The organism is Selenomonadales bacterium 4137-cl (assembly GCA_032334055.1).
Classification (GTDB): Bacteria; Bacillota; Negativicutes; order Sporomusales; family UBA7701; genus Anaeroselena; species Anaeroselena agilis.
Genome location: JAUOZS010000001.1, coordinates 1,340,731 through 1,365,522 on the forward strand (window position 1 = coordinate 1,340,731; position 24,792 = coordinate 1,365,522).

The following is a 24,792-nucleotide window of genomic DNA, read 5'->3' on the forward strand; positions in this document are numbered from 1 at the left end:
AACAGAGAACCCAGGACGATAGAGGAGAAAAAGCCGATGGATTCATCCGTTCTGACGACACTTGAATTTCATAAAATTCGCGCCATGCTGGCCGCGGCCGCCGGCTCGGTCATGGGGCGGGAGGTGGCGGAGAGCCTCGTGCCGGTCAGTGACGCCGCCGAAGTGCAATGGCGGCTCGACGAGACCCAGGAAGCGTTCGACCTCCTGGCTGCCGCCGCCGTAGTGCCCCTCGGCGGCATTCGCGACATCCGCGAACTGCTTTACAGGGCTGAGCGGGGCTCCAGCCTCGAACCGCCCGACTTCGTGGCGATCGCCGGCACCCTGTACGCCGCCCGCCGCATGAAGCAATTCTTCGCCGACCTTACCAACCCGGCTCCCCGCCTGGAGGAAACGGCGGCGGCGATTGGCGCCTTCCGCGGCCTCGAAAACGCCATCGAAGACACTGTCACCGATCAGGGCGCCGTCCTCGACAGCGCCAGCCCCGAACTCGGCCGCATCCGTCGGGAAATCCGCATAACGCAAAGCCGGGTTAAAGAAAAACTCGATCATATCGTCCATTCCGGCGAATTCCAGAAGCTGCTCCAGGACGCGATCGTAACCATCCGCGGCGACCGTTACGTAATCCCGGTCAAGCAGGAGTACCGGCACGCCTTCCCCGGCATAGTACACGACCAGTCCGCCAGCGGCGCAACTGTTTTCATCGAGCCGATGAGCGTCGTCAACCTCAACAACGACCTCAAACAGCTCATGGCTGCCGAAGTCAACGAGGTCGAGCGCATCCTGCGTTACCTCACGGCCCAGGTTGCCGCCGTCGCCGAACCGCTGCTCGAAACCTGCCGGGCCCTCGGCCGGATCGACTTCGCGTTCGCCAAGGCCCGCCTCGCCCTAAATATGCAAGCCGTCCGCCCGGCACTAAACACCGCGGGCTACGTCAATCTCCGCCGTGCCCGCCATCCGCTTATACCCGCAGAGATCGTCGTCCCCATCGACGTGTATGTCGGCAAGGCTTTCCGGGTGCTCGTCATTACCGGCCCCAACACCGGCGGAAAAACCGTAACCCTCAAAACGGTCGGGCTTTTCGCTCTCATGACCCAGGCCGGCCTCTTCATTCCGGCCGCCTCGCAGTCCGAGATGCCAGTATTCGCCAACGTCTACGCCGACATCGGCGACGAGCAGAGCATCGAACAAAGCCTCAGCACCTTTTCCGCCCATATGACCAACCTCGTCCGCATCCTTGGCCTTGTCGACGCCGATGATCTTGTGCTAATCGATGAAATCGGCGCCGGAACAGACCCGGACGAAGGGGCCGCCCTGGCCATGTCCATTCTCGAACACCTTCATCGCCGCGGCACCCGCGTCATCGCCACCACCCACTACAGCGAACTGAAAACCTTTGCCTACGCCAGACATGGAATCGAAAACGCCAGCGTAGAATTTGACATACAGACCCTGAGGCCCACCTACCGACTACAGATCGGCACCCCGGGCAGCAGCAAGGCGTTTTTAATCTCCCAGCGCCTCGGACTGGACGCCGCCATCGTCGCCCGGGCCCAAGAACTCATCGATGAGGACTACGCCGAGTTCGACAAAGTTCTTACCGATCTCGAAGAACAAAAACGCCTGTTCGCCGAGCGCCAGGAAGAGGTCCGCCTTCTGCAGCGCGAAGGTGAAGAACTGAGCAGGAGCCTGGCAAAAGAGAAAGCAGCGCTGGCGGACAAAAAGAAGCAGCTTATCGACAAGGCTCAGGCCGAAGCCGAACGGGTGCTGCGGCAGGCCAGATTGGAAGCAGAAGCAGTAATCGCCGAACTTAAAGCCCAATTCGCTTCGGAAACCATGAGGGAACGACAGCAGGCCATCGACGGGGCCCGCCGCCGGCTCGCATCCGGACTTAGCGCGGTGAGGGCCCTCGGCGACGAGGACGGCGAGCATGATCTGGGCACGCCTGCCACCGCGGATTCCCTTGTGCCTGGGGCGAAAGTATACGTGAGCACCCTTGGGCAAAAAGGCACAGTCTTAGCCGTTGCCGGCGATGAAGTCACCGTTCAGCTGGGCATAATGAAGCTCAACGTGCCGCTGGCAAGCTGCCGGCTGGCTGAAACGGCACCCACCCAGAAGGAGAGCCGCGGGCGTAGCGGGGTCGATATCGCCAAGGTCCAGCAGGCAACCCGCGAAATCGATATCCGCGGCCAGACGGTGGAGGAAGCGGAAGCTATTCTGGACAAATATATCGACGACGCCATCCTTGCCGGACTCGGCGAAATCATCGTCATTCACGGCAAAGGCACTGGGGCGCTCAAAAAGGGCGTCAGAGCCTACCTCAAGGCACACCGGGCCGTGAGAGAAAGCCGCATCGGTGAAATCGGCGAGGGCGGCGACGGTGTTACGGTCGCGAAACTGAAGTAACCGGAATGGGGGAGAGGAATGATAACCAGGAGCCAGGAAATCGAAGAGCGCGCCGGCGAACTGATCGCCGACCTCATGTGCGTGGCTGCTCGTACCGCCCCAAAAGCTAAGGGTGTCGACAACCTCGTTGTCATGATGGTTAAGGCGCGGGAAAAGGACCAATTGGCCGAGGAAATGAGGAAAATCGCTAAAAGCAGCGGAGCGCAGTTCTTCGAACGGGACGCAGGCTGCCTCGACAAAGCGGTCGCGGTCATCCTTCTCGGGCAAAAAGCAAAACCGTTGGGGGTTGCTCCCTGCGGCTATTGCGGCTACGGCAACTGCGCCGGGTGTGCGCAGCACGACGGTCTGTGCGCCATAAGCATCGGCGATCTTGGCATCGCCATAGGCTCGGCGGTCTCCATCGCCGCTCTCCATCACATCGACAACCGGGTTATGTTCTCCGCCGGCAAAGCCGCCCTTAACCTCGGCCTTTTCCCGGAAGACGTCACAATCGCCTACGGAATACCGCTGAGCATATCGGGGAAGAGCCCCTTCTTCGACCGATAACGGCTAAATAAGAGCGAGGTGTGGATCGATCCACACCTCGCTCTTATTTATACTCCTTGATAACCTGAGCCATTCGCCCGATCCCTTCGCAGATCCGTTCCTCCGGCATGTTGGAAAAGTTGAGCCTCAGCGTGTTATCTATCTGATTGTTTGGGAAGAAAGGATCACCAGGTACGAAAGCCACGTTGCGTTCAAGGCACCTTTTTAGCAGCTCGACCGATTTGTAGCCAGCCGGCAATTCCACCCAGGTGAACAAGCCGCCCTGAGGATAAGTGTGCCTTACGTCAGCCGGGAAAAGGGCGTCAATGGACCCTAGCATTGCATCGCGGCGGCGGCGGTAAACCTCGATAATCTTTTGAACGTGGGCGTCGATATCGAACAGCTCCAAATATTTTGCGATCTCCTGCTGGCTTATTGAAGACGTATGCAGGTCGGCCCCTTGCTTGATAAGAACAAGCTTCTCGAAAAAGTTTTCCGCCGCCGCAATCCAGCCAATCCTCATTCCCGGGCAGAAAATTTTCGAGAAAGTGCTGACGAAGATTACCAGACCTTTAGCATCGAAAGACTTAATCGACGGCGGTATTACGCCTTCGAAACGCAACTCTCCGTAAGGGTTATCTTCGACAACCGGTATCTCGAACTCCTGAATCAGTTCGGCGAATTGTCGCCGTCGTTCCACAGACCAGGTTCTGCCAGTGGGATTTTGAAAATCGGGAATAACATAAATCAGCTTTACTCGCCCGGTCGAACGAAGAATCTTCGCCAACTCCTCGATAACCATCCCGTCGTCGTCGGTTGGCACCTCGATAAATTTTGGCAGATAGGTGCGGAAGGCGCTTATGGCGGCCAGGTAAGTAGGACTCTCGCACAGCACAACGTCGCCGGCGTCCAGAAAAAGTTTACCGACAAAATCAAGCGCCTGCTGCGAACCGCTCGTAATGAGAATATTCTCAGGAGCGGTCTTTACGGCGAATTTAGCCTCGATTCTTCGCGAAATATGCCGGCGTAGCGGTTCGTACCCTTCGGTAGTCGAATATTGCAGCGCCTGGCTGCCTGACTCGTCGAGCACCCGAATTGCCGCCTGTTTAAGCTCCTCGACAGGAAACACCTCCGGGGCGGGCAAGCCACCCGCAAAGGAAATAACCTCCGGCCTGACTGTGATTTTGAGAATCTCGCGAATCTCGGACGCTTTCAGAAGCTCCACCCTGGAGGCAAAAGCCACTCCCATATAACCTCATCCTCTCACGGCTTATTATTATACATATGGTACTCTACCGCGAGAGCATCGTAAATATCCAATTCTCTAATAGTAATACATTATTGGATATTGTTGACATATTAGGCGCATTGGCAATATCCAATATTCAAAACCCATTTTTACGGGAAAAGGAAAAAAGATGTGGAGCTAGCCCACACCTTCCCGCCCGGTTCAAAAAGTGCTTTTCCAGTTTAAATACCTTCCCGGTCCCTTCTTATCGCCCTCGCCAGTTTCAGGGGGGATCTGGCGGTCGTCCGGCGCTTCGGTGGAAGTCATCGTAGCGGCGGTAGGGGGTACGACTCGCTTTTCCTCGCCCTTATCGCCCTTGTCGGCGGTTTTATCCTGCTTGGCGGACTCCTGTTTGGACTGTTCGCCCTTATCGCCCATATTGTTGAGCAACCCCATGATTGTGCCAATCGTGGCAGGATTAAGTTTCGACTTCACCTGAGGGCTGTTTAGAAGCGGCAGGAGGGAGACCAGCGCTTCCGGCCCAAGACCGCCGCCCTCCCCCTTGGTAAGATCGCCGAGCAGTTTATGCAATGGATTGGCATTGGCGCCAGGCGCGGGGCTCGCCTGCGCGGCACGCTGCTGACCGTGGCCGAGGATCGATACCAGGCAGATCAACGACAAAACGGGTATGAGAGACTCGTAGCCCGCGCCGTCGTTAACGGCCGCGTCGATCATCCGCGCCACTGATTGCAGCAGAGAGCCGGGCCTTTCTACCGGTTCGTTGGCCATAAAAACTCCTCCTTAAAACAACCCGGGAATGCTCGGCAGGTTAAGGTCGCCGGCTAACTTGCCCATCGCGGCTTGATGCATCTCCCGGGACTTGGCCAAAGCGCTGTTGATCGTGGCCACAAGTAAATCCTGAAGTAAAACGGTGTTATCGGCTTCCAGATATTTTCCGTTAAGTTCGATGGCCAAAATCGTCTGTTGGCCGTTAACCACCACCTTGACCACATCACCGCTCGATACTTCGATCCGTTCGGACTTGAGCTGTTCCTCCGCCTGGCTGACATTTTGCTGAACCTTTTTCACCATTTCCATGACATTGCCAAACTGCTCCCACACCATCTTTCACCTCCACAAAACTCTAACCTAGCTTATGCGTTGTCCGCCGTCATGTGTGTGTCCACGAAATTTGCGGGACCGTTCGCCTGCGCCCGACATATATTAAACTAGAAAAAAACGCTGCGGGAGGAGTAAACAATGCGCGGCCAGCGAAAAGATAAACGAAACAGGACGGTTCAGCCTCCGCGGGACGTCGAGGGAGACGACGCGGTGAAACTGGCAAAGCCGGTTTCAAAAAACAAACCCTTGAGAATGCTCAAAAGGATCGTCAGCAATCCCGACTTCGGCTATCAGTGCATGGTTGTGCTGCTGGGGCTTACCCAGAACAATGTTTCCATGGACCGGCGCATCGACACAATGTCCTCATCGATCGAGACTCTCCGCAACATAACCGGAGTACTCACCAACGCCACCCAATCCCTCAAAACGGCGGCGGAGGCGCCCAGGCAGATCAGGCGCCTGGTAAAACCGGGAGACGGCTAAATCGACACATGGGTAACACTTTCGAATTCAAATCCATATATTGAAGTAGAAGGGCGGCCGGTACCTGAAGGTACTGAACCCACTTCCCTGGCGCCGCCCTTAATAACGACATGCTAAGGGGGAAAGAACGAATGGCTAGAGGCTTTTGCGGTGGCGGCAACAGTACATTTGTTGTGATTATTATCATCATCATCCTGCTCCTGTTCTTCTTCGATGACGAAAGCGTCAGCATCTGAACCATACTTACCGGCCCAGGAACACGCGCCAGCGTGTTCCTATTATTTTGCCGCTGCGGTAACCGCCATTAGGCGAAATCCATATACTAAACTGAAGGGACCACAGTAATAGACCTGACCCGATAACTAGGAGGGAGGATTGATCATGGGTCGTAACTTTGGATGCTGCGGCGGCGGCAGCGGGTCGATTGTGATCATAATCATCATAATCATCCTGCTCCTGTTGTTCTTGGAGGATGATGTAACCACCATCTAGCCTAAATATTTCCCCATAAAGGAACACGCGGGTCAGCGTGTTCCTAAATTTTCTCGGCAGGGTTACCGATGAACAGCAAACGCCATATATTAGACTAAAAGAGGTTCCATATTAACCTGACAGTAGACGAGGAAGGAGGAGTTTGAATGGGTCGCGGATTTTTCGGCGGCTGCGGCGGTGGCAGTGGAGTCGTGGTGATCATCATCATAATCATCCTGCTCCTGTTCTTCTTAGAGGATGACTTCAGCAACACCATCTAACAACATACTTACCACAGGAACACGCCGGCGCGTGTTCCTATCGTTTGGCTCTTTCAGGAGGAATGCAGCCGGGTTTTAATAATCTATATGCTGCCGTCGGCAAAAAAAACACGCGCGATGTGCGCGTGTTTTTGCTTTAATTCTTATGCCGCAGCTCCGGTTTCACCGGTGCGGCGGGCTGGACGGGCGGAGCGGGGACGGCGGGTTTGTTGGCGGCGGGCGGCGGGGGCAGAGTCCGTCCGCCGTCCGCCGGAGCGGGTTTATCTTCGCTTATATTTTCCGGAGCCGGTTTCCTGGGTTTAGGTTGCGTGCCTTCGATAAATATTTCGCTTTGGGCATCTTTGTTCTTCGGATCGGCCAGGCTGCCATCCTTGGGGGAGACGGATGCAGACACGATCCCGCTTGGCCGCGCGAAATCGCTCACCGGTTTTTTTTCAAGAGCGGCCATCATAAAGTCATGCCATATCGTCGCGGGAATATCGCCACCGGTAACGCCGTTCAAATACTCCGGAGTATCGAAGCCCATCCAGACGGCCGCGACGATGTCCGGGGTGAAACCGACAAACCAGGCATCCTTGTAATCGCTCGTCGTTCCGGTTTTGCCAGCCGCCGGCCTGCCGATATTGGCGCCTCCGCCTGTGCCGCGGGTAATGACGCCTCGCATCATATCGGTCAAAAGATAGGCGCTCCGTTCATTAACGACCGCCTTCGCCTGCGGGCGATGCTGGTCCAGTACTCGGCCGGCCCTGTCCACCACCCTGAGAATGGCCGTCGGTTCGACCCTCACCCCGCCGTTGGCCAGTACGCCGTATGCGCTGGCGAGTTCCAGAGGAGTGACGCCCCGTGTCAGGCCGCCGAGAGCCATCGCCAGGTTTACATCGTTTACCGGCCCGCGGGTAACCAACGTAGTAATCCCCATTTGCTGGGCATAATAGAGCGGTTTTTCGGGTCCCACCTGGTGGGCGAGTTTAACCGCGACTACGTTGAGTGAATTTTCGAGCGCCGTGCGCAACGTTACCCGGCCACGGAACCTATGGTCGTAATTGGTCGGCGAATAATTGCCGAATGTTACCGGTTTGTCCTCGACAATGGTCGCCGGCGTCATTCCGCTCTCGATTGCGGCCAGGTAAACGAACGGCTTGAAAGCCGATCCTGGCTGGCGTTCGGCCAACACAGCGCGGTTAAACTGATCGGTGCCGCGGCCTCCCACCATCGCCTTGATCTGACCGTTACGCGGATCGATGGCTACAAGAGCGCCCTGCGGCTCTTTGTTGCCTTTGGCGTCGGTGCGGTAGGTCGGCAGTTTGCCCATCGCCTTTTCCGCCGCCTGCTGCATACTAAGATCGAGGGAAGTATAAACCTTCAGGCCGTCCTTGTATACGGCATCAGCGCCGTACTTATCGATAAGCAACTGTGTGACGTAATCGACGAAATACGATGCCTGGCCGCCGCTGCCGGGGGATCGCGACGCGAGTTTAAGTTCAGCCGACTTGGCCTTGTTTGCCGTATCGCGGGAAACGTAATTGTATTTTACCATCTGATCGAGAACGACGCTTTGTCGCTCTTTCGCCGCCTTGAGATTGTTGAGCGGCGAATAATAGTTCGGGCTCTTGGGAATGCCGGCAAGCAAAGCGCATTCAGCCAAATTGAGATTTTCCACATTCTTGCCGAAATAAACCCAGGCCGCTGCCTGGACCCCGTAGGCTCCCTGGCCGAAATAAATCTGATTCAGGTACAGTTCGAGAATCTCCGCCTTGGTATACTGGCGTTCGATCTGAACCGCCAGCACAGCTTCCTGAATCTTGCGTTTAAGAGTCTGTTCCTGGGAGAGCAGGGCGTTTCTCGCCAACTGCTGGGTAATCGTGCTGCCGCCTTCCGAAACCCCGCCGCCGACGATATTGGCGAAAACTGCCCTGAGGATGGCCCGGGGGTCTACGCCGATATGCTGGTAAAAGCGGGCGTCCTCGGTGGCGACGAAGGCGTTCTGCAAGTCTTTGGGCATCTTGCTCAACGGAACGGGGAGCCGGTTTTCCACCGAATGAATAGTGGTGATAAGCCGGCCATTGATATCGAATATCTGGGAAGAGGCGGCCGGGCGGATCTCGCCGTTGAGGCTGGGCATTGTATGGATGCTTGCTGTCAGGAACCCGAGGCCGGCGCCGGTGATCATAACGATAAAAACAATAATTGCAATGGCGGCGACGGTCAGCCACCGGCCCGTGGAGCGGCGGCTATTTCCTGCTTTATGGCTGGAGTCGGTGCTCATGGAGACCTCCTTATCCGGCGATTTCCTAACTATTATACCATAACGGCGCGATCAGTCCAGTCCCGGCTAATTTGCAATTTCGCCGCATATATGCTATAATGCGCCTTGAAGAATCCCAAAATAAGGCAAAATGACGTTTAATCCAATTTATTTTAATTACACGCGAAGCCGGGGAAATCCTGCGCGACAGCGCACGAAAAGCTTGACAATCACTGCCTTGGCGCATGTTCCAGTTAATCCGACGGAGGGATGACAACCAGATGTCAGTTTACGAAGTGCTCAGCGAACGCGGCTTTATCCAGCAAGTCACCCACGAAGAAGAAGTTCGTGAACTGCTTGCCAAGGAAAAGATCACCTTTTACATCGGCTTCGATCCGACCGCCGACAGCCTGCATGTCGGCCATTTTCTCGGCATGATGGTGATGGCGCATATGCAAAGGGCCGGACATCGCCCCATTTGCCTAATCGGCGGCGGTACCACCATGGTCGGCGATCCCAGCGGCAAAACCGACATGCGCAAAATGATGACCAGGGAAGAAATCGATGCCAATGGCGAACTGTTCAAGAAACAAATGCAGCGCTTCCTCGATTTTTCCAACGACCGGGCTCTCATGATCAACAATGCCGACTGGCTGCTTAAGCTCAACTATGTCAAGTTTCTGCGCGACATCGGCGTCCATTTCTCGGTCAACCGCATGCTCACCGCCGAATGCTACCGCAACCGCCTGGAAAAGGGCCTGACCTTCCTCGAATTCAACTACATGCTGATGCAGGCGTACGACTTCCTCGAACTAAACCGCCAGACCGGCTGCGTTATGCAGATGGGCGGCGACGACCAGTGGTCCAACATCCTCGCCGGCGCCGACCTCATCCGCCGCAAGGAAGGGAAACCTGCCTATGGCCTTACCTTTACCCTCTTAACTACCAGCGACGGCCGGAAAATGGGCAAAACCGAAAAAGGGGCCCTCTGGCTCGACCCTGAGAAAACTCCGCCGTACGACTTCTATCAGTATTGGCGCAACATCGACGACGCCGACGTTGGCAAATGCCTGGCCCTGTTAACCTTCCTCCCCATGGACGAAGTGCGCCGCCTGGGGGCGCTAAGGGACAGCGAAATCAACATCGCCAAAAAAACCCTTGCATATGAGGTTACCAAATTAATCCACGGCCAGGACGAGGCCGACAAAGCCAGGCAGGCGGCCGAAGCGCTCTTTGCCGGCGGCGGGTCGCTGGACAACGTGCCTACAACCGTCCTGTCTCCAGCCGACATAAGCAACAAGCGGCTGATCGAAATCCTGCCCGTCACCGGCCTCGCCGCATCGTTGGGCGAAGGGCGGCGGCTGATTGCCGGCGGCGGACTGTATATCGGCGAGGAGAAAGTCGAAGACCCCAACATGATCCTCGACCTTGCCGCCTTCAAGGACAATAGCCTGCTGCTGCGTAAGGGCAAGAAGACCTATCACAGGATAATCATACAATGACGGACCGCAAGGTCCGTTTTCTTTTGCTCCGCCGGGGCAGGAATTGCCGTCGGTAACGGGGAAAAATAATTAATCAGCATACATGCCAACAGGGGTGTTTTCATGGACGAAATACGCTTCTTGGACGCCGGTGAGCAAGGCCTGGTGGTCGAATTCGGCGCCCGCATCGATCCCGGCATCAACCGCCGCGTCCACAACGCGGCGACGCTCATCGCCGCCGCTCGCATACCCGGCATCCTGGAAGTGGTGCCAACCTACCGATCGCTGCTCATCTATTTCGACCCGCTGGCGATCTCCCGCCGGCAGCTTGCCGAAAGTGTCCGCCTGTTGCTTGAGGACACAGGCGGCGAAGCGCAGACCGTGACCGCCAGGGTGGTCGAGATTCCCGTCGCCTACGGCGGCGAACACGGCCCCGACCTGGCGTTCGTCGCCAGCCACACGGGCCTTTCGCCCGAAGAAGTCGTCGCTATCCACACTTCCGTGCCTTACCTCGTCTACATGCTCGGCTTTACTCCCGGATTTCCGTATTTGGGAGGGATGTCGGAACGCATCGCCGCCCCGCGCCTTGAGCAGCCACGCACGGCCATCCCCGGCGGCTCGGTGGGTATTGCCGGAACGCAGACGGGTATCTATCCCGTCGCAAGCCCCGGCGGCTGGCGGATTATCGGCCGCACTCCCGTAAAATTATTCGCTCCGGGAGCCGCGGACCCATTCCTTTTTGCCGCAGGCGACTACCTCCAGTTCAAAGCCGTCTCCGCCGCCGACTACGCCGCCATTGCCGAGCAAGTCGCGTCCGGCGTCTACGAGCCGGTTGTACGGAGCGCTACTGATAAAGGTGGTGACGCCCGATGATCACCATTGTTTCCGCCGGCTTGTTCACCACCGTGCAAGATGCCGGTCGCTGGGGCTTTCAGGCTTACGGCGTACCGGTCGCCGGCGCAATGGACCGCTATGCCTATAACCTGGCCAACATTCTCGCCGGCAATCCTCCGGGAACGGCGTGCCTCGAAATGACCGTCACCGGCGACACGATAAGGTTCGAAACCGACGCCTACATCGCGATCTGCGGCGCCGACATGCAGCCGGCGCTCGACGGTAAAGCGGCGGCCACATGGTCGGCCTTCCCGGTGACCGCAGGCAGCACCCTTTCCTGTGGCTATGCAGTCCGCGGTTGCCGTACCTACCTGGCTGTACGCGGCGGTATCGACGTTCCGGTCGTGCTGGGCAGCAGGTCCACCTATACCAGGGCTGCGATCGGCGGCTTGGAAGGCCGGAAACTCAAGGTCGGCGACAAGCTCGCCATCGGCAATAGCGGCCCGAGCGACTCCCGGCCCTTACACTTGCCTGGCGAGTATAAACCCGCTGCCGTCTCAGGCGAAATAACCCTGCGCGTACTACCTGGCCCCCAACAGGACCATTTCACCATGGCGGGGATCGAGACCTTGTTCTCTTCCCCCTACACCATCACCGACGAAGCCGATCGCATGGGTTGCCGCCTGGAAGGCCTGAAGATAGAGCATGCTGATAAGGCCGACATTGTTTCCGACGCCTTGCCTCAGGGCGCGATCCAGGTGCCGGGGCACGGTATGCCCATAATCATGATGGCCGACCGGCAGACAACCGGCGGTTACACGAAAATAGGCACCGTTATCGGCCCTGATCTGGCGCTGCTTGCCCAGGCCAAACCCGGAGACACCGTCCGCCTTAAGCGATGCTCGGACGAGGAAGCGGTCGCTGTCCTCAGGAAGGAACGGGAATTATACGAGGCGGCAAGCGCCTGGCGCGCCTCCGCGCTGAGCAGGGAGCAGGGACCCGTCCGCCGCTTCACCATGACCGTCAACGGTCAAAGCTATGACATAGAAGTACGGGAGGTATAACACATGACAAGAATTGACCTCAACTGCGACATGGGGGAAAGCTACGGCGTTTACACCCTGGGATTCGACCAGGATGCCATGCCTCACGTCACCTCCATCAACGTGGCCTGCGGATTTCACGCCTCGGACCCGGTCAATATGATGAAAACCGTAAAACTTGCCAAGAAATACGGCGTCGCCGTCGGCGCCCACCCCTCCTTTCCCGACCTGGTGGGCTTCGGACGCCGGGTAATGGCCGCTTCGCTGGAAGAAATCAAAGCCGACGTCACTTATCAGATCGGGGCGTTATGGGCGTTTTGCCTTGCCGAAGGCGTCAAAATGCAGCATGTCAAAGTGCACGGCGCCTTGTACAACGTCGCCGAAAAAGACCTGTCCGTAGCGACGGCCATAGCCGAAGCCATCAAGGCCGTCGACCCCGACCTTTACATGCTTTGCCTCGCAAACTCGTCCATGGTTACCGGCGCCAAAAACGCCGGCGTCAAATATGTCGAAGAAGCTTTCGCCGACCGGGCTTACACCGCCCAGGGCAACCTCGTGTCGAGGAAACAGGAGGGCGCGGTCATCCATGACGTAGACGCAGTGGCCGAGAGGGTCCTGTCGATGGTTAAAACCGGCTCGGTGACTGCCATCGACGGCGCGAAAGTCCCTATCAACGCTCAGACCATCTGCGTTCACGGCGACACCCCCGGCGCCGTGGCGATGATAAAGAGAATCCGGGAGAAGCTTGATCATGCCGGAGTAACGGTCAAAGCCTTCGGCCAATAAGCCCAAACAAAAAAAGCCGCCTCGGCTTTTTTTGTTTGGGCCGCAAACTGCGGCCTATGTTGCCCGGCCCGGTCAGCGGCCCCTGGAGCTGGCGTCCACCGCTTCTTTATCAGTGGCTTCGTCAGCCACCGGCGCCATCTGCGACTCGGCCATGGCAATAAGCTCCTTCACCATCTGGCCGCCGATACGGCCGCCCACCTTGCCGCCAATCTTGCCGACCTCGCCGGTCGTCATATTCTCCCAGCCCTCAGCATCGATCTTGTCTTTAAGACCGAGAGCCTCGGCCGCTTCCCACTTTTTTTTGTCGAGCGCAGCCTCGTAATTGCCGGCGGAAATCTCCGTGTCCATATTACGGCCAAGCGTTTCGTTGGCCACCTCCATTTTGAGCTTATCCAGTTCCTGTTTGGCTTTCGGCTCCAGAATCTCGTCCCTGCCGGTCACAAAAGCACCTCCTCTGTCGCTTATCGATAATAGTATTTCCGTCTCAGGACAAGAAAAACTGCCATATTTTTGGCGTCACAGACACACAAGGCTTGTCAGCCGAGTATATATAGTAAGCGACATTATTCCGGGAGGGGAGAACGATGCGGTTCTCCGTGCGGGAACGACGACGGCTGCCGGGCGTGGCGGTGGCGATCACCACCTTGCTTATGCTTGTCGTCTCATTATTCTGGACCGTCGAAACCCACCTCAAGCCAACCCTCATGGCTATTGCCGAGGCCAAGGCCATCCAGGTCGCCACCCAAACGATAAACAATGTTGTCAACGAAAAAGTCAGCCAACACATCGACCCGCAGACTTTAGTTAACATAAAGCTTGACAGCCGCGGCCGGGTTGTCTTCATCCAGCCCAACACAATGGAGTTCAACCGACTGGCCGCAGATACGACCATCAAGGTACAGGAGGCACTCAAGCAGATAACCGATGAGAAGGTGTACATTCCGGTGGGTCAGGTGCTGGGCAGTCAACTGCTCGCAAGCTGGGGACCGCCCATCGTCGTGACCATCATCCCTATCGGCACCGTCCAGGTAAAAGTCGTCGACAAATTCGAGCAGGCCGGGATCAACCAGACCCGCCACATGGTTTACCTGTTCGCCACCACCCATGTTCGCATCGTCGTGCCGCTGGTCAGTTCCACCGTAAGCGTCAACACCCAGGTTCCGATCGCCGAATACGTAGTAGTCGGCGAAGTGCCCAGCACCTACGTCCAGTTTCCCTTCCCGCTTCCGAGTGAAGCCAACGGCAGCCCCTGAAGACGCGAGAATGCCAACGCCCGCCATCCGGTGGGCGTTTTTACCTTTTTTTTAAAAAAAAGGGCGAAATTTGCAGGAAAAACGAGCTATTTCAAGAATATTATGTTAAATGTATATTTGCCTGGGAATACGACGCGCCCCAGGCATCGATTTTGCGATTTTATTTTGAGGAGTGGTCATATGGCCATTATGGGAAAACAAACCGACGGGGGCATGGACATGAAAAAGAAGCTGATGCTGCTTTTCGTACTGATTGCCGCCATCCCGTTAGTGCTCTCAGCCATGGTATCCTCCTACTTCAGCAACCAGGCTCTGGTTCACGGCGTCTATAACCACAACCAGTTGGTGGCAACCACGCTGTCGAAGGAAATCGACGCGATGCTCGAAGCTAAAATAAAAGTGCTTGCCATAGCCGCCAACAGCCCTGAGATCATCTCGATGGACATCGCCCGACAACTGCCGGCCATGCGCAAGATCGCCGATCAGTACCAAGACATGACGGGGCTTATCGTCGCCCTTCCCAGCGGCGTCCAGACGGTGCGTACCGTAGGAAAGCTGGGCAACATTTCCGACCGGGCCTACTTCAAAGAACTGATGAAGGGTGGAGTCGCCGCCGTAGTCTCCGATGTGCTCATCGCCAAAGGCACAGGCAAGGCCTCCGTCATTCTCGCCGTTCCCATTTTCGACAGCGGCAAGAAGACTACCCTGGGCGTCCTGCTTGGCGTCGTCGACCTCGACCACCTCAGCAACTACATCATGCAAACCACGATCGGCGCCACCGGTTATGCCTTCATCGTCGACCATAAAGGCATCATTGTCGCCCACCCGAACCAGAAGCTCGTCAAAGAAATGGCCGATCTCAGCGCCCTGGAGCCTGTCAAAGCCGCTCTCTCCGGACAGGCAGGGGTTTCGACCTACGAATATGAAGGCGCAAAAAAACTGGCCGGCTATAGCTTCGTGCCGAAGGCCAAATGGGGCGTGATCGCCCAACAGCCTCTGGATGAAGCCATGGCTGGCGTCGTCAAAATTCGCAACACCGGAATAGCCTTTACCCTCGGCGGCATCCTGTTGGCTGCGCTTGCCGGACTATTCGCCGCCGGTTTCCTGACCAGGCCGATAAGAGAAATGGTCGCCGCGACTGACCGCCTCGCCGCCGGCGACCTGACCGTAAAAGTCAACGTCACGGCCCGCGACGAACTCGGGCAACTTGCCCAAGCCTTCAATACCATGGTCGACAACCTTCAAAACCTGATTCGCGGAGTAATGAACACCGCCGATCAGGTGGCCGCCTCGGCCCAGGAGCTTTCCGCCACCTCGGTGCAAGCTGAGCGCGCAATCAACCAGATAGCTGCCTCTGTAACCGACTTCGCACAGGGAGCCCACAACCAGACCGAAGAAATTGAGAAAACCTTGCACACTGCCGACCAACTTACGGGAGCCTCCCGGGCCGTGGCGGAAAAAGCCCGCACAGCCTCGGAACTGTCGGGAGAAATGGCCAGCGCGGCCACAACGGGCGGCGGAGCGGCACAGACTGCAGTCGACAAAATGATCGAAATAAAAGAAGTTACCACCGCCACCGGCGAAGTAGTAACCGGCCTCGGCGAAAAGAGCCAGCAAATCGGCCAGATTCTCGACGTCATCAGTGAAATTGCCGGCCAGACCAACCTTCTCGCCCTCAACGCCGCCATCGAAGCGGCGCGGGCCGGCGAGCAGGGACGCGGCTTCGCCGTCGTCGCCGAGGAAGTCCGCAAACTCGCGGAACAGTCCCAGGAAGCGGCTCAGCAAATCGCCCTGATAGTGCGTGAAATACAGGTCCAGACCGATCAGGCCATCGGAGCCATGAACAGCGGCAACGCCAAGGTCAACGAAGGGGTAGGGGTAGTGCAGACCGCCGGCGAAGCCCTCCAGAACATCCTTGGCAAAGTGACCGGTAGCGTCGACATGATCGAAGCGATCAGCACCGCCGCCAAAGAGCAGGCCGAAGGCATGCAGGCCATGGTACAGGGAACCGAACAGGTAGCCGTCATCGCTCGCCAGTCCAGTGCCAACGCCGAGACGACCGCCGCGGCCACCGAAGAAATAACCGCCTCTATGGAGGAAATAGCCGGGGCCGCCAATTCCCTTGCCACCCTAGCGGGTGAGCTGCAAGCGCTAGTCACCAGATTCCGAATCTAAGACAGCAGACTGCGAGAGCCGGAAAGTCCTTCCGGCTCTATTTGTTGCGAAAAAACATTGTCACCACCGTGCTTTTGGAGTAGAATAAATAGTAGAAAAACAAAGTGAAATATTTCACAATTGCTAGGAGACGCCATGACCAAAATCGCGATATGTATCGGCAGCGCCTGCCACTTGCGGGGAGCCCACGGTGTCCTGGGCGCATTCAGTGCGCTCCTTGAAAAATACCGACTATCCGCCGAAATAGATCTTGAGGGCAATTTTTGCCAGGGGCGCTGTACCGAGGGCGTGGTCATAAAAATCGACGGTGAAATCATCACACATGTCTCACAGGAGAATGTTTTCGCCATTTTCCAGGAAAAAGTGCTAAAAGAGGGAAAGCAATGAAAACGATCACAACGCAAAAAGCCAATTGCCGCGATTGCCACCGCTGCATGCGTTCGTGTCCCGTTAAAGCTGTCGGTATCGTCGACGGACAGGCCCGCCTCATCGACGAAAAGTGCGTGCAGTGCGGGCGCTGTGTCGTAGAATGCCCGCAGGGCGCCAAGCAGGTTGCCAGCCATGTGGCGGCCGTCAAAGACGCGATCCTGGCCGGCCGCTTTGTCGTCATAAGCCTTGCGCCGTCCTTTGTCGCCGCCTTTCCTGAATACACCCTGCCGCAACTGACGGCAAAGCTGGGCGGTCTCGGCATCAGCCTTGTCGAAGAAACGGCGGTAGGCGCCGAAGAAGTTTCGCGGTTTTACAGCAACTTGCTCACGACCGCGGATAAACCGATCATTTCCGCCTGCTGCCCGGTCGTCGTCAACGTCGTGACCAAATACTACCCCGACCTCATCGGCAACCTGGCGCCGGTCGATTCGCCGATGCTCGTCCACGCCAAAATGCTCAAACAGCGCCTCGGCGACGACGCCTACGTAGTCTTTGCCGGCCCCTGCATCGCCAAACTGGCCGAGAGCCGGGACCCCGAGAGCCTGGTCGACGCCGCCATCACCTTCCGCCAGCTCCGCGAATGGCTGGCCGAAGAGAATAAATGCGACCTCGTCCCCCCGGCAACGTCGGTAGCGGCGCCCGGGCCGGTGCGTTACTATCCCATCGCCGGCGGCATCCTGAAATCCTTTGTCCGCAGCGAATCCACCGCTACCGACATCATCGCCATCGACGGCCTCGAAAACTGTCTGGAAGTCCTGGCCGCCCTGCGCAAAGGCGAGATAGCCCCCCGCTTTATCGAGGCGCTCGCCTGTTCCGGCGGCTGCATCAACGGGCCGGCCAGCGGCTGCGCCGACTCCGTGCCCGCCAAAAGGCTCAAGGTGGCCGAATTCGCCGTCGCAGGTTCCGCCCGCCACCATAAAAGCCCCCCCGGTCTCGACTTTTCCCGCCGCCACACCCTGGCGCCCGTCCGGGAATACATGCCCCCTGAAAGCCGCATTCGTGAAGTCCTGCGACAAACCGGCAAATACAGCAAAGAGGACGAAAAGAACTGCGGGGCGTGCGGCTTCAACTCCTGCCGCGACAAAGCCATCGCCGTATGCCAGGGACTCACCGAAATCGATACCTGTGTTCCCTATATGCGGTCGAAGGCCGAATCGCTGGCCAACTTCATCGTCCAGCATTCCCTCAACGCCATCATTGTCATCGACAGTAAAATGATCGTTCAGGAATTCAACCCGGCGGCGGAAAAGATGCTCAACCGCCAACAGGAACTCATCAAGGGCGGCAAACTGGGCGAAGTGCTCGATTGCCGCGAAATCAGCGCGGCGATCGTCAGAGGGGAAAAACTAACCGACCGGCGGGTGAACATCGCCGGCGGCACGATCGTCAACGAGACGATCATCCCCGTGCCGGAGCACGACCTGGTCATAGTAGTCCTCACCGATATCACCGCCCAGGAAAAGAACGCCCGCGAACTCGAACAGATGAAACTGCAAACAGTCGAAAAAGCCACGGAAATTATCAACAAGCAAATGCACGTGGCCCAGGAAATCGCCGGGCTACTGGGCGAAACCACGGCCGAAACCAAGGCTGCCCTGCTTGAACTCGTAAGCCTGCTGAAAGCGAAGGGCAAAAACTGATGAACCGGCTATACCCGGAAATCGCCGTCGCCCAGATTTCCAAAGCCGGCGAGGAACTCTGCGGCGACAAAGTGGAAGTTGCCCGCACCGAAGCAGCCACCACCGTCGTCATCTCCGACGGACTGGGCAGCGGCGTCAAGGCCAACATCCTCGCCACCCTCACCACGAAAATCGCCTCCTCGCTGCTCAAAAGGAATGTCCCCATCACCGAAGTAGTTCCCACCATAACCGAAACGTTGCCCGTCTGCCGGGAGAGAAAAATCGCCTACTCAACCCTCCAGATTATCAAACTTCTGCCGGACTGCATGGCGACAGTAGTCGAATTCGACAGCCCGACCACCTTCCTCTTCAGGGGCGGACAAGTCGTGCCCTTTCCCACCGAAGCCAGAAACATCGGCGGCAAAGCCATTCGTGAAGGCAGGCTGCTCCTCGGCGAAGGCGACATCATCGTCGCTGTCAGTGACGGCGTAATCCACGCCGGCATCGGCGGCCTCCTCAAGCTTGGCTGGGACTGGCCGGGGATCTCCGCCGAACTGGCTGCGCACTGTTCACCGTCTGACGACGCCGAACAAATCGCCGAACACATTCTCGGCTGCTGCAACGGCTATTATCTCGGACAGCCGGGCGACGACTCAACCGTCGTCGTAATCAAGCTGCGCCGTCCCCGCAACCTGACCCTCTTCACCGGGCCGCCCGCCAACCGCGATATGGATGAACAAGTCGTAAAAAGGCTTATGGGCGGCGAGGGAAAAAAAGTCATCGCCGGCGGCACCACCGCCAACATCGTAAGCCGTGTTCTCGGGCTCCCCGTGACCGTCGATCTCGACTACCAGGACCCCGAGATTCCCCCCATCGCCAAAATCGGCAACCTCGATCTGGTTACCGAAGGAGTGCTCACCCTCACCGCCGCCATCGGCCGCCTCCACGACATCCGCAAACTGCGCGCCTCTACCCGCCGTGACGGCGCCACCCTGCTGGCCCGCCTGCTGTACGAGGCCGACCGGATCGACATATTGGCGGGGACCGCGGTCAACCCGGCCCATCAAAACCCCAATTTCCCCGCCCAGATAAACATCAAAGCCCAAGTTCTCGCCAACCTGCGCAACGCCCTGGAAGACCTCGGCAAACGCGTTACGGTGGAATGGGTGTAAACAAGGAGGAGAACGTGTCGACCCTGCGCATTGAAGTTTGCCTGGGAACCTCGTGTCATCTCATGGGCGCCCAGGATATAATCGACGCCATCGAGAATTTGCCGCCCGATAAAAGGAGCAAGATCGACCTGCGCGGCGTCACCTGCCTAAAGACCTGCCGCAAAGGCCCCAACGCAAGAGTCAACGGAATCATTCTGTCCGAAATCACCCCCGAACGAATCCTGACAGTAATCGAAGATAACTTGGCCTAAAACAGGAGGAACAAATGCAAGTCAGCGAAGTAACCAAAATCCGCCGGAAAGTGCTGGCCGAAGTAAGCCGTATGGCACTGGAAGGGGATTTGGTGGAAAATATAGCCGATATTCTGAGCACCGTAGTTTCCGAGGACGGCCCCCGCTACCGCTGCTGCGTCCATAAAGAACGAGCCGTACTCAAAGACCGTATCAACATGGCCCTCAGCCAGCCGATCGGCACACCGCTGACAGAGGCGGCCGGGCGGGCGCTGGCCGGCGAACGCGCCGACCTGCCGGCGGTCAATCTGTTGCCCGAAGCGTGCGACCGCTGCCCCATCGACAAATTCCTAGTCACTGACGCCTGTCGCAATTGCCTGGCCCACAACTGCATCGCCAGTTGCCCGAAAAAAGCCATCATGGTGGTTCAAAACCGCGCCTATATCGACAAAACCGCCTGCATCGAATGCGGCATGTGCAAGCGTTCCTGCGCCTACGGCGCCATCATCGAAATCAGTCGGCCCTGCGAACGGGCCTGCGACCTGAAAGCCATCGTCGCCGGCAGCGACCGGCGGGCGGTAATTGATTACGACAAATGCGTGCAGTGCGGCGCCTGCAAAGTCGCCTGCCCCTTCGGCGCCATCAGCGAACGCTCGGATATCGTCCAACTCATCCAGCGGATCAAAGCCGGTCATAGCGTATACGCCCTTCTTGCCCCGGCCTTCATCGGCCAGTTCGGCCCGAAGGTCAGGCCCGAGCAGATCGTCGGCGCCATCGGCCGGCTCGGCTTCCACAGCGTGCGGGAAGTGGCCCTGGGCGCCGATGCGGTCGCGCTTGCCGAAGCGGGTGAATTTGCTCGCGCCGTTCCCGCCGAACAACCCTACCTGACAACCTCCTGCTGCCCCGCCTTCGTCGCCATGGTGGAAAAGCACCTGCCTGACGCCGGCGAACGGGTCTCGACAACCGTTTCGCCCATGGTCGCGGCGGCTAAAACGGTAAAAGAGGAAGATCCGTCGGCAACGGTAGTATTCATCGGCCCGTGTGTCGCCAAGAAAGCGGAAGCCCGGCGTTACCCCGACCTCATCGACTTTGTCCTCACCTTCGAAGAACTGGCCGCCATGTTCGTCGGCGCAGGCCTCAACGTCGCCGAAATCGAAGCCGGCGCGCACATCAGCGTAGCCTCGCGCGACGGTATCGGCTTCGCCCGGGCGGGCGGCGTCACCCAGGCTGTTTGCGACACCGTCGCAAAGCTGGCGCCGGGCGCCGAACTTAAACCCCAGCGGGCCGAAGGGCTTGCCGACTGCCTCGACATGCTCTCTAAAATGCAACGGGGCTCCCTTGATGCCAACTTCCTCGAAGCCATGGCCTGCACGGGCGGCTGCGTCGGCGGACCCGGCACCATGGCCGACCCGCGCCTCACCGCCAAGCTCTTAGAACTCTATGCCGCCGCCGCCCAGGTCGCCGCCGCCCCTGACAACCCAGCCGCAAAGGCGGAAAACGATCTTCACCGCCGCAAAAATAGCGCCGGCTGAAACAAGATTGGCCCGCCGCTCTTCTCAAAGCGGCCCTCTTATGCTAAAATATAGCCTGACTTAACTAAGTGAGAGGGGAACGGTATGTCAGGACACTCCAAATGGGCTAATATAAAACACCGTAAAGGCAAAATGGACGCCATCCGCGGTAAGATAACCACCAAAATCAGCCGCGAGATAACCGTCGCCGCCCGGGCGGGAGGCGCCGACCCGGCCGGAAACATGAGGCTGAAGCTCGCCCTTCAAAAAGCCAAGGAAAACAACGTACCCAAGGATAACATTCAGCGGGCCATTCAAAAGGGCATCGGCAACCTTGACGGCGGCAATTACGAGGAGATAGTATACGAGGGCTACGGCCCCGGCGGTGTTGCCGTACTCCTCGAAATAATGACCGACAATCGCAACCGCACCGCCGCCGACATCCGCCACCTGTTCGCCAAACACGGCGGCAACCTCGGCGAGGCCGGGTGCGTCTCATGGATGTTCGACAAGAAGGGACTCTTTCTTGTCGACAAAGCCGGCGTAAACGAGGAAGACCTGATGCTCATCGCCCTAGAGGCTGGCGCCGATGACATCAAGAGCGACGACGAACAGTATGAAATAACCACCGCCCCGGACGATTGGGAACAAGTCCGTACCGCGTTGGAGGCCGCCAAGGTACAAACCGCCTCCGCCCAGATCACCATGGTTCCCCAGACCACCGTCGAACTTGCCGGCGATGACGCCGTTAAAATGCTCAAACTCATGGACGCCCTCGAAGAACACGACGATGTCCAGGAAGTGTACGCCAACTTCGACATTCCCGATGACATGATGGGTGAAGAATAACAACCAACCTCCCCCTTTGCAGGCGGGAGGTTTTTTATCGAATCCGCATACACCGTCGCCGGCAGGGCGATTTCGTCAAAATATGTATAATTATTCCCTCTTCTGGCAATAATGTAGGCATCACGTTCCAGGGAGGGTTTTTCATGTCGCCCTTACCGCCCAAAGTATTGCGTCGCATCCTGCTGGTCGCGGGTATCTTAGCCGTCGGGGCCGCATTCGCCGCAGCTTACACCAGCGGCCTTCTGCCCGGGCCTGGCAAGGAAGACCGCGTGCGGGACACCGAAGTGGCCAAACAGGACACGAAGATCAAAGTCGCCGCCAATACCGATTTCACACAAAAGATAACCTACCTCAAATGCGGCGACGAAGAGACGTTCCATACCAAGCCGGCCGACAACCTTATCGGTCTCACCGCCGCCCAGATTCAGAAAGTATACGCCGGCTGGACAATGGAGAAATTCGATACCAAAGAAGTCGTGCTGTCGCTAAAAGTCGACAGCTATTGCCGCGAACACGCCAACAACATGTTCATCGGCGTCAAGGACGGGTATGTCGCCGTCTATTCCGGACGACCGGGACCCCGGGCCATCATCCGCGAAGTCACCAAAATCCCTGTTAGAAATCTATCCGCCGACGACATCGAGGAACTCAAGCGCGGAATGGTCGTCAAATCCCGGGAAGAACTACTGCGCACCCTCGAAGGGATGCATGCCCAATAAACTAACATTTGGAACCTAGCGCAGGTCGCGAGCCTGCGCTCTTTTTTTATTTTCTGCTGCCAACCAACGGCGGACTGACGACATTGTATTCATAATACATCTTCATGGCGGCAGGAAAACTGACAAATTTTATAGAAATTATAATTTGTTCTGCAAACAAGAACGGCGTTCGGCAGATGGAAACAAAGTTATCGAGGAGTGTTTATTGATGCCGGGAAAACTTGTCCCTGTCGGGATCTCGGCCCGGCACGTCCATGTATGCCAAGAACATCTGGATGTGCTTTTCGGGGTCGGGCACAAGCTTACGCCCTATAAGGATTTATACCAGATCGGCTACTACGCGGCTGAAGAGACCGTAGACCTGGTAACTGCCAAAGGAACCCTCAAAAAGGTCCGCATCCTGGGTCCGGAACGTAAGACGTCCCAGGTGGAGATTTCACGCAGTGACGCCCTCAAGCTGGGCATATCGGTACCAGTACGCGATTCCGGCGACCTTGACGGTTCCCCGCCCATTACCCTGGTTGGTCCCCGCGGGTCGGTTACCTTGCCGAAGGGGGTCATCGCCGCCTGGCGGCATATCCACATGGACCCGGCGGACGCCGCCGCTTTCGGCGTAAAAGACCGCGCCTATGTAAGGGTCAAATGCCTCAACGCGACCCGCCCGCTTATCTTTGAGAACGTGTTGGTCAGAGTGCTGGAAGGCTGGCTGCTGGAAATGCATCTCGACACCGATGAAGCCAACGCCGCCATGCTGAATAACGGCGACCGCGTGGAAATACTGTAGTTTCCCGCCGTTAGCCCAACAGAACTTTTCGAGGAGTGTAGCAAGCTATGACCGAGAAAATATTGGCGATAAACCCCGGTTCGACCTCGACAAAAATCGCCGTATACGCTGATTGCCGTGAAATCCTCACCGAAAACCTCAGCCACAGCGCCGAAGAGCTGGCCGTTTTCGCCGACATCATGGCCCAGGCGCCTTATCGTTTGGCTAAGATACGAGAAATCCTCAAACATAACGGACTTAGCCTGAGAGACTTCGCCGCCGTCGTCGGCCGCGGCGGCTTGCTCAAGCCTATGCTGAGCGGCACTTACACCGTCAACCAGGCGATGCTCGACGACCTTAAAAACGCCCGTTACGGCGCGCACGCCTCCAACCTCGGCGCGATACTCGCCGACCAGCTGGCCGCCGAGGCGTCCATCCCGGCCTATATCGTCGATCCGGTCGTTGTCGACGAACTCGACGACATCGCCCGGATCACCGGCCGGCCGGAGATTATCAAAAAGAGCGTCTTCCACGCCCTCAACCAGAAGGCCACCGCCAAACGGTTCGCCCAAAGCATCGGCCGGAAGTACGAGGACCTCAACCTTGTCGTCGCCCACCTCGGCGGCGGCATATCGGTAGGCTGTCACCGCCAGGGGCGGGTGGTCGAGGTCAACAACGCCCTCGACGGCGAAGGGCCTTTTACCCCTGAAAGGGCGGGCACGGTCCAGGCGGGTCAGTTCGTCGAATTCGTGCTGGCGAGCAAGCTCGGAAAAGGCGAAGTATCGAAACTCCTGGCCGGCAAAGGCGGCTTGGTCGCCTGCCTGGGCACCAACGACGCCCGGGAGGTCGAAAAGCGCATCAAATCCGGGGACAAAGAGGCCGAAACCGTCTACAACGCGATGATATACCAGGTAGCCCGCTACATCGCCGCCGCGGCCGTACCGGTATGCGGAAAAGTCGACCATATCATCCTGACCGGCGGCATCGCCTACTCGGATTATCTTACCGCCAAAATCAGGGAGTATGTCGCCTTCATCGCTCCGGTCACCGTCCTGCCGGGCGAGAACGAGCTTCAGGCGCTGGCCGAAGGAGCCCTGCGCGTGCTAAGCGGCGAAGAGCAACCAAGAGAATACCGGTGAAAAACCAGCTCCGCCCATCCCTGTCGTCGCA

Annotated in this window: 23 protein-coding genes; 18 read left to right on the forward strand and 5 right to left on the reverse strand. The window is 57.7% G+C overall.

The window, feature by feature from the left end:
• Positions 1 to 36: 36 nt before the first annotated feature.
• Together Q4T40_07020 and Q4T40_07025 are read left to right on the forward strand one after the other, a co-directional pair.
• The gene (locus tag Q4T40_07020) at positions 37 to 2,403 is read left to right on the forward strand and encodes an endonuclease MutS2 (protein MDT8900982.1); all 2,367 of its coding nucleotides are present in this window, start codon (positions 37 to 39) and stop codon (positions 2,401 to 2,403) included.
• Between the two features lie 18 nt (positions 2,404 to 2,421).
• Complete coding sequence (locus tag Q4T40_07025) at positions 2,422 to 2,949, forward strand: DUF2148 domain-containing protein (protein MDT8900983.1); 528 nt, start codon at positions 2,422 to 2,424, stop codon at positions 2,947 to 2,949.
• A 43-nt stretch (positions 2,950 to 2,992) separates the two neighbouring features.
• Here Q4T40_07025 and Q4T40_07030 read toward each other — a convergent pair whose 3' ends face one another.
• The 3 genes from Q4T40_07030 to Q4T40_07040 all read right to left on the reverse strand — a co-directional run bounded on the left by Q4T40_07030 (position 2,993) and on the right by Q4T40_07040 (position 5,281).
• On the reverse strand, positions 2,993 to 4,177 hold the full coding sequence (locus Q4T40_07030) for a PLP-dependent aminotransferase family protein (protein ID MDT8900984.1): 1,185 nt from the start codon (positions 4,175 to 4,177) through the stop codon (positions 2,993 to 2,995).
• Positions 4,178 to 4,378: 201 nt separating this feature from the next.
• Positions 4,379 to 4,945, reverse strand: a complete 567-nt coding sequence (locus Q4T40_07035) for a hypothetical protein (GenBank protein ID MDT8900985.1) — start codon at positions 4,943 to 4,945, stop codon at positions 4,379 to 4,381.
• 12 nt (positions 4,946 to 4,957) lie between these two features.
• A complete protein-coding gene (locus Q4T40_07040) occupies positions 4,958 to 5,281 on the reverse strand; it encodes a YbaB/EbfC family nucleoid-associated protein (protein ID MDT8900986.1) in 324 nt (107 codons plus the stop codon).
• A 135-nt stretch (positions 5,282 to 5,416) separates the two neighbouring features.
• Here Q4T40_07040 and Q4T40_07045 point away from each other — a divergent pair, with 135 nt between their 5' ends.
• Positions 5,417 to 5,761 carry a hypothetical protein gene (locus tag Q4T40_07045; GenBank protein ID MDT8900987.1) on the forward strand — a complete coding sequence of 115 codons (345 nt, stop codon included), beginning with the start codon at positions 5,417 to 5,419 and terminating at the stop codon, positions 5,759 to 5,761.
• An 888-nt stretch (positions 5,762 to 6,649) separates the two neighbouring features.
• Here Q4T40_07045 and Q4T40_07050 read toward each other — a convergent pair.
• Positions 6,650 to 8,779, reverse strand: a complete 2,130-nt coding sequence (locus Q4T40_07050) for a penicillin-binding protein 1A (protein MDT8900988.1) — start codon at positions 8,777 to 8,779, stop codon at positions 6,650 to 6,652.
• A 260-nt stretch (positions 8,780 to 9,039) separates the two neighbouring features.
• Between Q4T40_07050 and tyrS the strand changes: the two genes are divergently transcribed.
• The 4 genes from tyrS to Q4T40_07070 all read left to right on the forward strand — a co-directional run bounded on the left by tyrS (position 9,040) and on the right by Q4T40_07070 (position 12,902).
• Complete coding sequence (gene tyrS / locus Q4T40_07055) at positions 9,040 to 10,260, forward strand: tyrosine--tRNA ligase (GenBank protein MDT8900989.1); 1,221 nt, start codon at positions 9,040 to 9,042, stop codon at positions 10,258 to 10,260.
• A 102-nt stretch (positions 10,261 to 10,362) separates the two neighbouring features.
• Positions 10,363 to 11,112: a 5-oxoprolinase subunit PxpB gene (gene pxpB, locus Q4T40_07060; protein MDT8900990.1), complete on the forward strand. Its 750-nt coding sequence runs from the start codon at positions 10,363 to 10,365 to the stop codon at positions 11,110 to 11,112.
• Positions 11,109 to 12,137, forward strand: a complete 1,029-nt coding sequence (locus Q4T40_07065; protein MDT8900991.1) for a biotin-dependent carboxyltransferase family protein — start codon at positions 11,109 to 11,111, stop codon at positions 12,135 to 12,137. The genes pxpB and Q4T40_07065 overlap by 4 nt, the downstream gene beginning before the upstream one ends.
• Before the next feature lie 3 nt (positions 12,138 to 12,140).
• Positions 12,141 to 12,902 (forward strand): 5-oxoprolinase subunit PxpA, encoded by a 762-nt coding sequence (locus Q4T40_07070; protein MDT8900992.1) that lies wholly within the window; start codon positions 12,141 to 12,143, stop codon positions 12,900 to 12,902.
• Between the two features lie 72 nt (positions 12,903 to 12,974).
• Here the strand turns inward: Q4T40_07070 and Q4T40_07075 are convergent, their stop codons facing one another.
• The gene (locus Q4T40_07075; GenBank protein MDT8900993.1) at positions 12,975 to 13,343 is read right to left on the reverse strand and encodes a small, acid-soluble spore protein, alpha/beta type; all 369 of its coding nucleotides are present in this window, start codon (positions 13,341 to 13,343) and stop codon (positions 12,975 to 12,977) included.
• Positions 13,344 to 13,486: 143 nt separating this feature from the next.
• On the opposite strand from Q4T40_07075, the gene yunB reads away from it, so the two are divergent.
• The 11 genes from yunB to buk all read left to right on the forward strand — a co-directional run bounded on the left by yunB (position 13,487) and on the right by buk (position 24,761).
• The gene (gene yunB / locus Q4T40_07080) at positions 13,487 to 14,155 is read left to right on the forward strand and encodes a sporulation protein YunB (GenBank protein ID MDT8900994.1); all 669 of its coding nucleotides are present in this window, start codon (positions 13,487 to 13,489) and stop codon (positions 14,153 to 14,155) included.
• 180 nt (positions 14,156 to 14,335) lie between these two features.
• Positions 14,336 to 16,330, forward strand: a complete 1,995-nt coding sequence (locus Q4T40_07085; GenBank protein ID MDT8900995.1) for a methyl-accepting chemotaxis protein — start codon at positions 14,336 to 14,338, stop codon at positions 16,328 to 16,330.
• A 135-nt stretch (positions 16,331 to 16,465) separates the two neighbouring features.
• Entirely contained in the window at positions 16,466 to 16,717 is a 252-nt protein-coding gene (locus Q4T40_07090; protein ID MDT8900996.1) for a (2Fe-2S) ferredoxin domain-containing protein, read from the forward strand.
• Positions 16,714 to 18,399 (forward strand): [Fe-Fe] hydrogenase large subunit C-terminal domain-containing protein, encoded by a 1,686-nt coding sequence (locus Q4T40_07095; GenBank protein MDT8900997.1) that lies wholly within the window; start codon positions 16,714 to 16,716, stop codon positions 18,397 to 18,399. Before Q4T40_07090 ends, Q4T40_07095 begins: the two co-directional genes overlap by 4 nt.
• The gene (locus tag Q4T40_07100) at positions 18,399 to 19,550 is read left to right on the forward strand and encodes a SpoIIE family protein phosphatase (protein MDT8900998.1); all 1,152 of its coding nucleotides are present in this window, start codon (positions 18,399 to 18,401) and stop codon (positions 19,548 to 19,550) included. Before Q4T40_07095 ends, Q4T40_07100 begins: the two co-directional genes overlap by 1 nt.
• 14 nt (positions 19,551 to 19,564) lie before the next feature.
• Complete coding sequence (locus Q4T40_07105) at positions 19,565 to 19,801, forward strand: NAD(P)H-dependent oxidoreductase subunit E (GenBank protein ID MDT8900999.1); 237 nt, start codon at positions 19,565 to 19,567, stop codon at positions 19,799 to 19,801.
• A 14-nt stretch (positions 19,802 to 19,815) separates the two neighbouring features.
• On the forward strand, positions 19,816 to 21,312 hold the full coding sequence (locus Q4T40_07110; protein ID MDT8901000.1) for a 4Fe-4S dicluster domain-containing protein: 1,497 nt from the start codon (positions 19,816 to 19,818) through the stop codon (positions 21,310 to 21,312).
• 84 nt (positions 21,313 to 21,396) lie between these two features.
• Positions 21,397 to 22,140 carry a YebC/PmpR family DNA-binding transcriptional regulator gene (locus Q4T40_07115; GenBank protein ID MDT8901001.1) on the forward strand — a complete coding sequence of 248 codons (744 nt, stop codon included), beginning with the start codon at positions 21,397 to 21,399 and terminating at the stop codon, positions 22,138 to 22,140.
• A gap of 143 nt (positions 22,141 to 22,283) precedes the next feature.
• Entirely contained in the window at positions 22,284 to 22,859 is a 576-nt protein-coding gene (locus tag Q4T40_07120; GenBank protein MDT8901002.1) for a BofC C-terminal domain-containing protein, read from the forward strand.
• Positions 22,860 to 23,067: 208 nt separating this feature from the next.
• Positions 23,068 to 23,643 carry a phosphate propanoyltransferase gene (locus tag Q4T40_07125; protein MDT8901003.1) on the forward strand — a complete coding sequence of 192 codons (576 nt, stop codon included), beginning with the start codon at positions 23,068 to 23,070 and terminating at the stop codon, positions 23,641 to 23,643.
• Between the two features lie 47 nt (positions 23,644 to 23,690).
• The gene (gene buk, locus Q4T40_07130) at positions 23,691 to 24,761 is read left to right on the forward strand and encodes a butyrate kinase (protein MDT8901004.1); all 1,071 of its coding nucleotides are present in this window, start codon (positions 23,691 to 23,693) and stop codon (positions 24,759 to 24,761) included.
• The last annotated feature ends 31 nt before the right edge of the window (positions 24,762 to 24,792 follow it).

Excerpts from the sequence above, each read along its gene's own strand:
- Q4T40_07040 (MDT8900986.1), bottom strand. The coding sequence starts at position 5,281 with ATGGTGTGGGAGCAGTTTGGCAATGTCATGGAAATGGTGAAAAAGGTT.
- tyrS (MDT8900989.1), top strand. The coding sequence starts at position 9,040 with ATGTCAGTTTACGAAGTGCTCAGCGAACGCGGCTTTATCCAGCAAGTC.
- Q4T40_07035 (MDT8900985.1), bottom strand. The coding sequence starts at position 4,945 with ATGGCCAACGAACCGGTAGAAAGGCCCGGCTCTCTGCTGCAATCAGTG.
- Q4T40_07050 (MDT8900988.1), bottom strand. The coding sequence starts at position 8,779 with ATGAGCACCGACTCCAGCCATAAAGCAGGAAATAGCCGCCGCTCCACG.
- yunB (MDT8900994.1), top strand. The coding sequence starts at position 13,487 with ATGCGGTTCTCCGTGCGGGAACGACGACGGCTGCCGGGCGTGGCGGTG.
- Q4T40_07065 (MDT8900991.1), top strand. The coding sequence starts at position 11,109 with ATGATCACCATTGTTTCCGCCGGCTTGTTCACCACCGTGCAAGATGCC.
- Q4T40_07125 (MDT8901003.1), top strand. The coding sequence starts at position 23,068 with ATGCCGGGAAAACTTGTCCCTGTCGGGATCTCGGCCCGGCACGTCCAT.
- Q4T40_07020 (MDT8900982.1), top strand. The coding sequence starts at position 37 with ATGGATTCATCCGTTCTGACGACACTTGAATTTCATAAAATTCGCGCC.
- Q4T40_07070 (MDT8900992.1), top strand. The coding sequence starts at position 12,141 with ATGACAAGAATTGACCTCAACTGCGACATGGGGGAAAGCTACGGCGTT.
- Q4T40_07095 (MDT8900997.1), top strand. The coding sequence starts at position 16,714 with ATGAAAACGATCACAACGCAAAAAGCCAATTGCCGCGATTGCCACCGC.
- Q4T40_07100 (MDT8900998.1), top strand. The coding sequence starts at position 18,399 with ATGAACCGGCTATACCCGGAAATCGCCGTCGCCCAGATTTCCAAAGCC.
- pxpB (MDT8900990.1), top strand. The coding sequence starts at position 10,363 with ATGGACGAAATACGCTTCTTGGACGCCGGTGAGCAAGGCCTGGTGGTC.
- Q4T40_07025 (MDT8900983.1), top strand. The coding sequence starts at position 2,422 with ATGATAACCAGGAGCCAGGAAATCGAAGAGCGCGCCGGCGAACTGATC.
- Q4T40_07090 (MDT8900996.1), top strand. The coding sequence starts at position 16,466 with ATGACCAAAATCGCGATATGTATCGGCAGCGCCTGCCACTTGCGGGGA.
- Q4T40_07115 (MDT8901001.1), top strand. The coding sequence starts at position 21,397 with ATGTCAGGACACTCCAAATGGGCTAATATAAAACACCGTAAAGGCAAA.
- buk (MDT8901004.1), top strand. The coding sequence starts at position 23,691 with ATGACCGAGAAAATATTGGCGATAAACCCCGGTTCGACCTCGACAAAA.
- Q4T40_07110 (MDT8901000.1), top strand. The coding sequence starts at position 19,816 with ATGCAAGTCAGCGAAGTAACCAAAATCCGCCGGAAAGTGCTGGCCGAA.
- Q4T40_07085 (MDT8900995.1), top strand. The coding sequence starts at position 14,336 with ATGGCCATTATGGGAAAACAAACCGACGGGGGCATGGACATGAAAAAG.
- Q4T40_07120 (MDT8901002.1), top strand. The coding sequence starts at position 22,284 with ATGTCGCCCTTACCGCCCAAAGTATTGCGTCGCATCCTGCTGGTCGCG.
- Q4T40_07045 (MDT8900987.1), top strand. The coding sequence starts at position 5,417 with ATGCGCGGCCAGCGAAAAGATAAACGAAACAGGACGGTTCAGCCTCCG.
- Q4T40_07030 (MDT8900984.1), bottom strand. The coding sequence starts at position 4,177 with ATGGGAGTGGCTTTTGCCTCCAGGGTGGAGCTTCTGAAAGCGTCCGAG.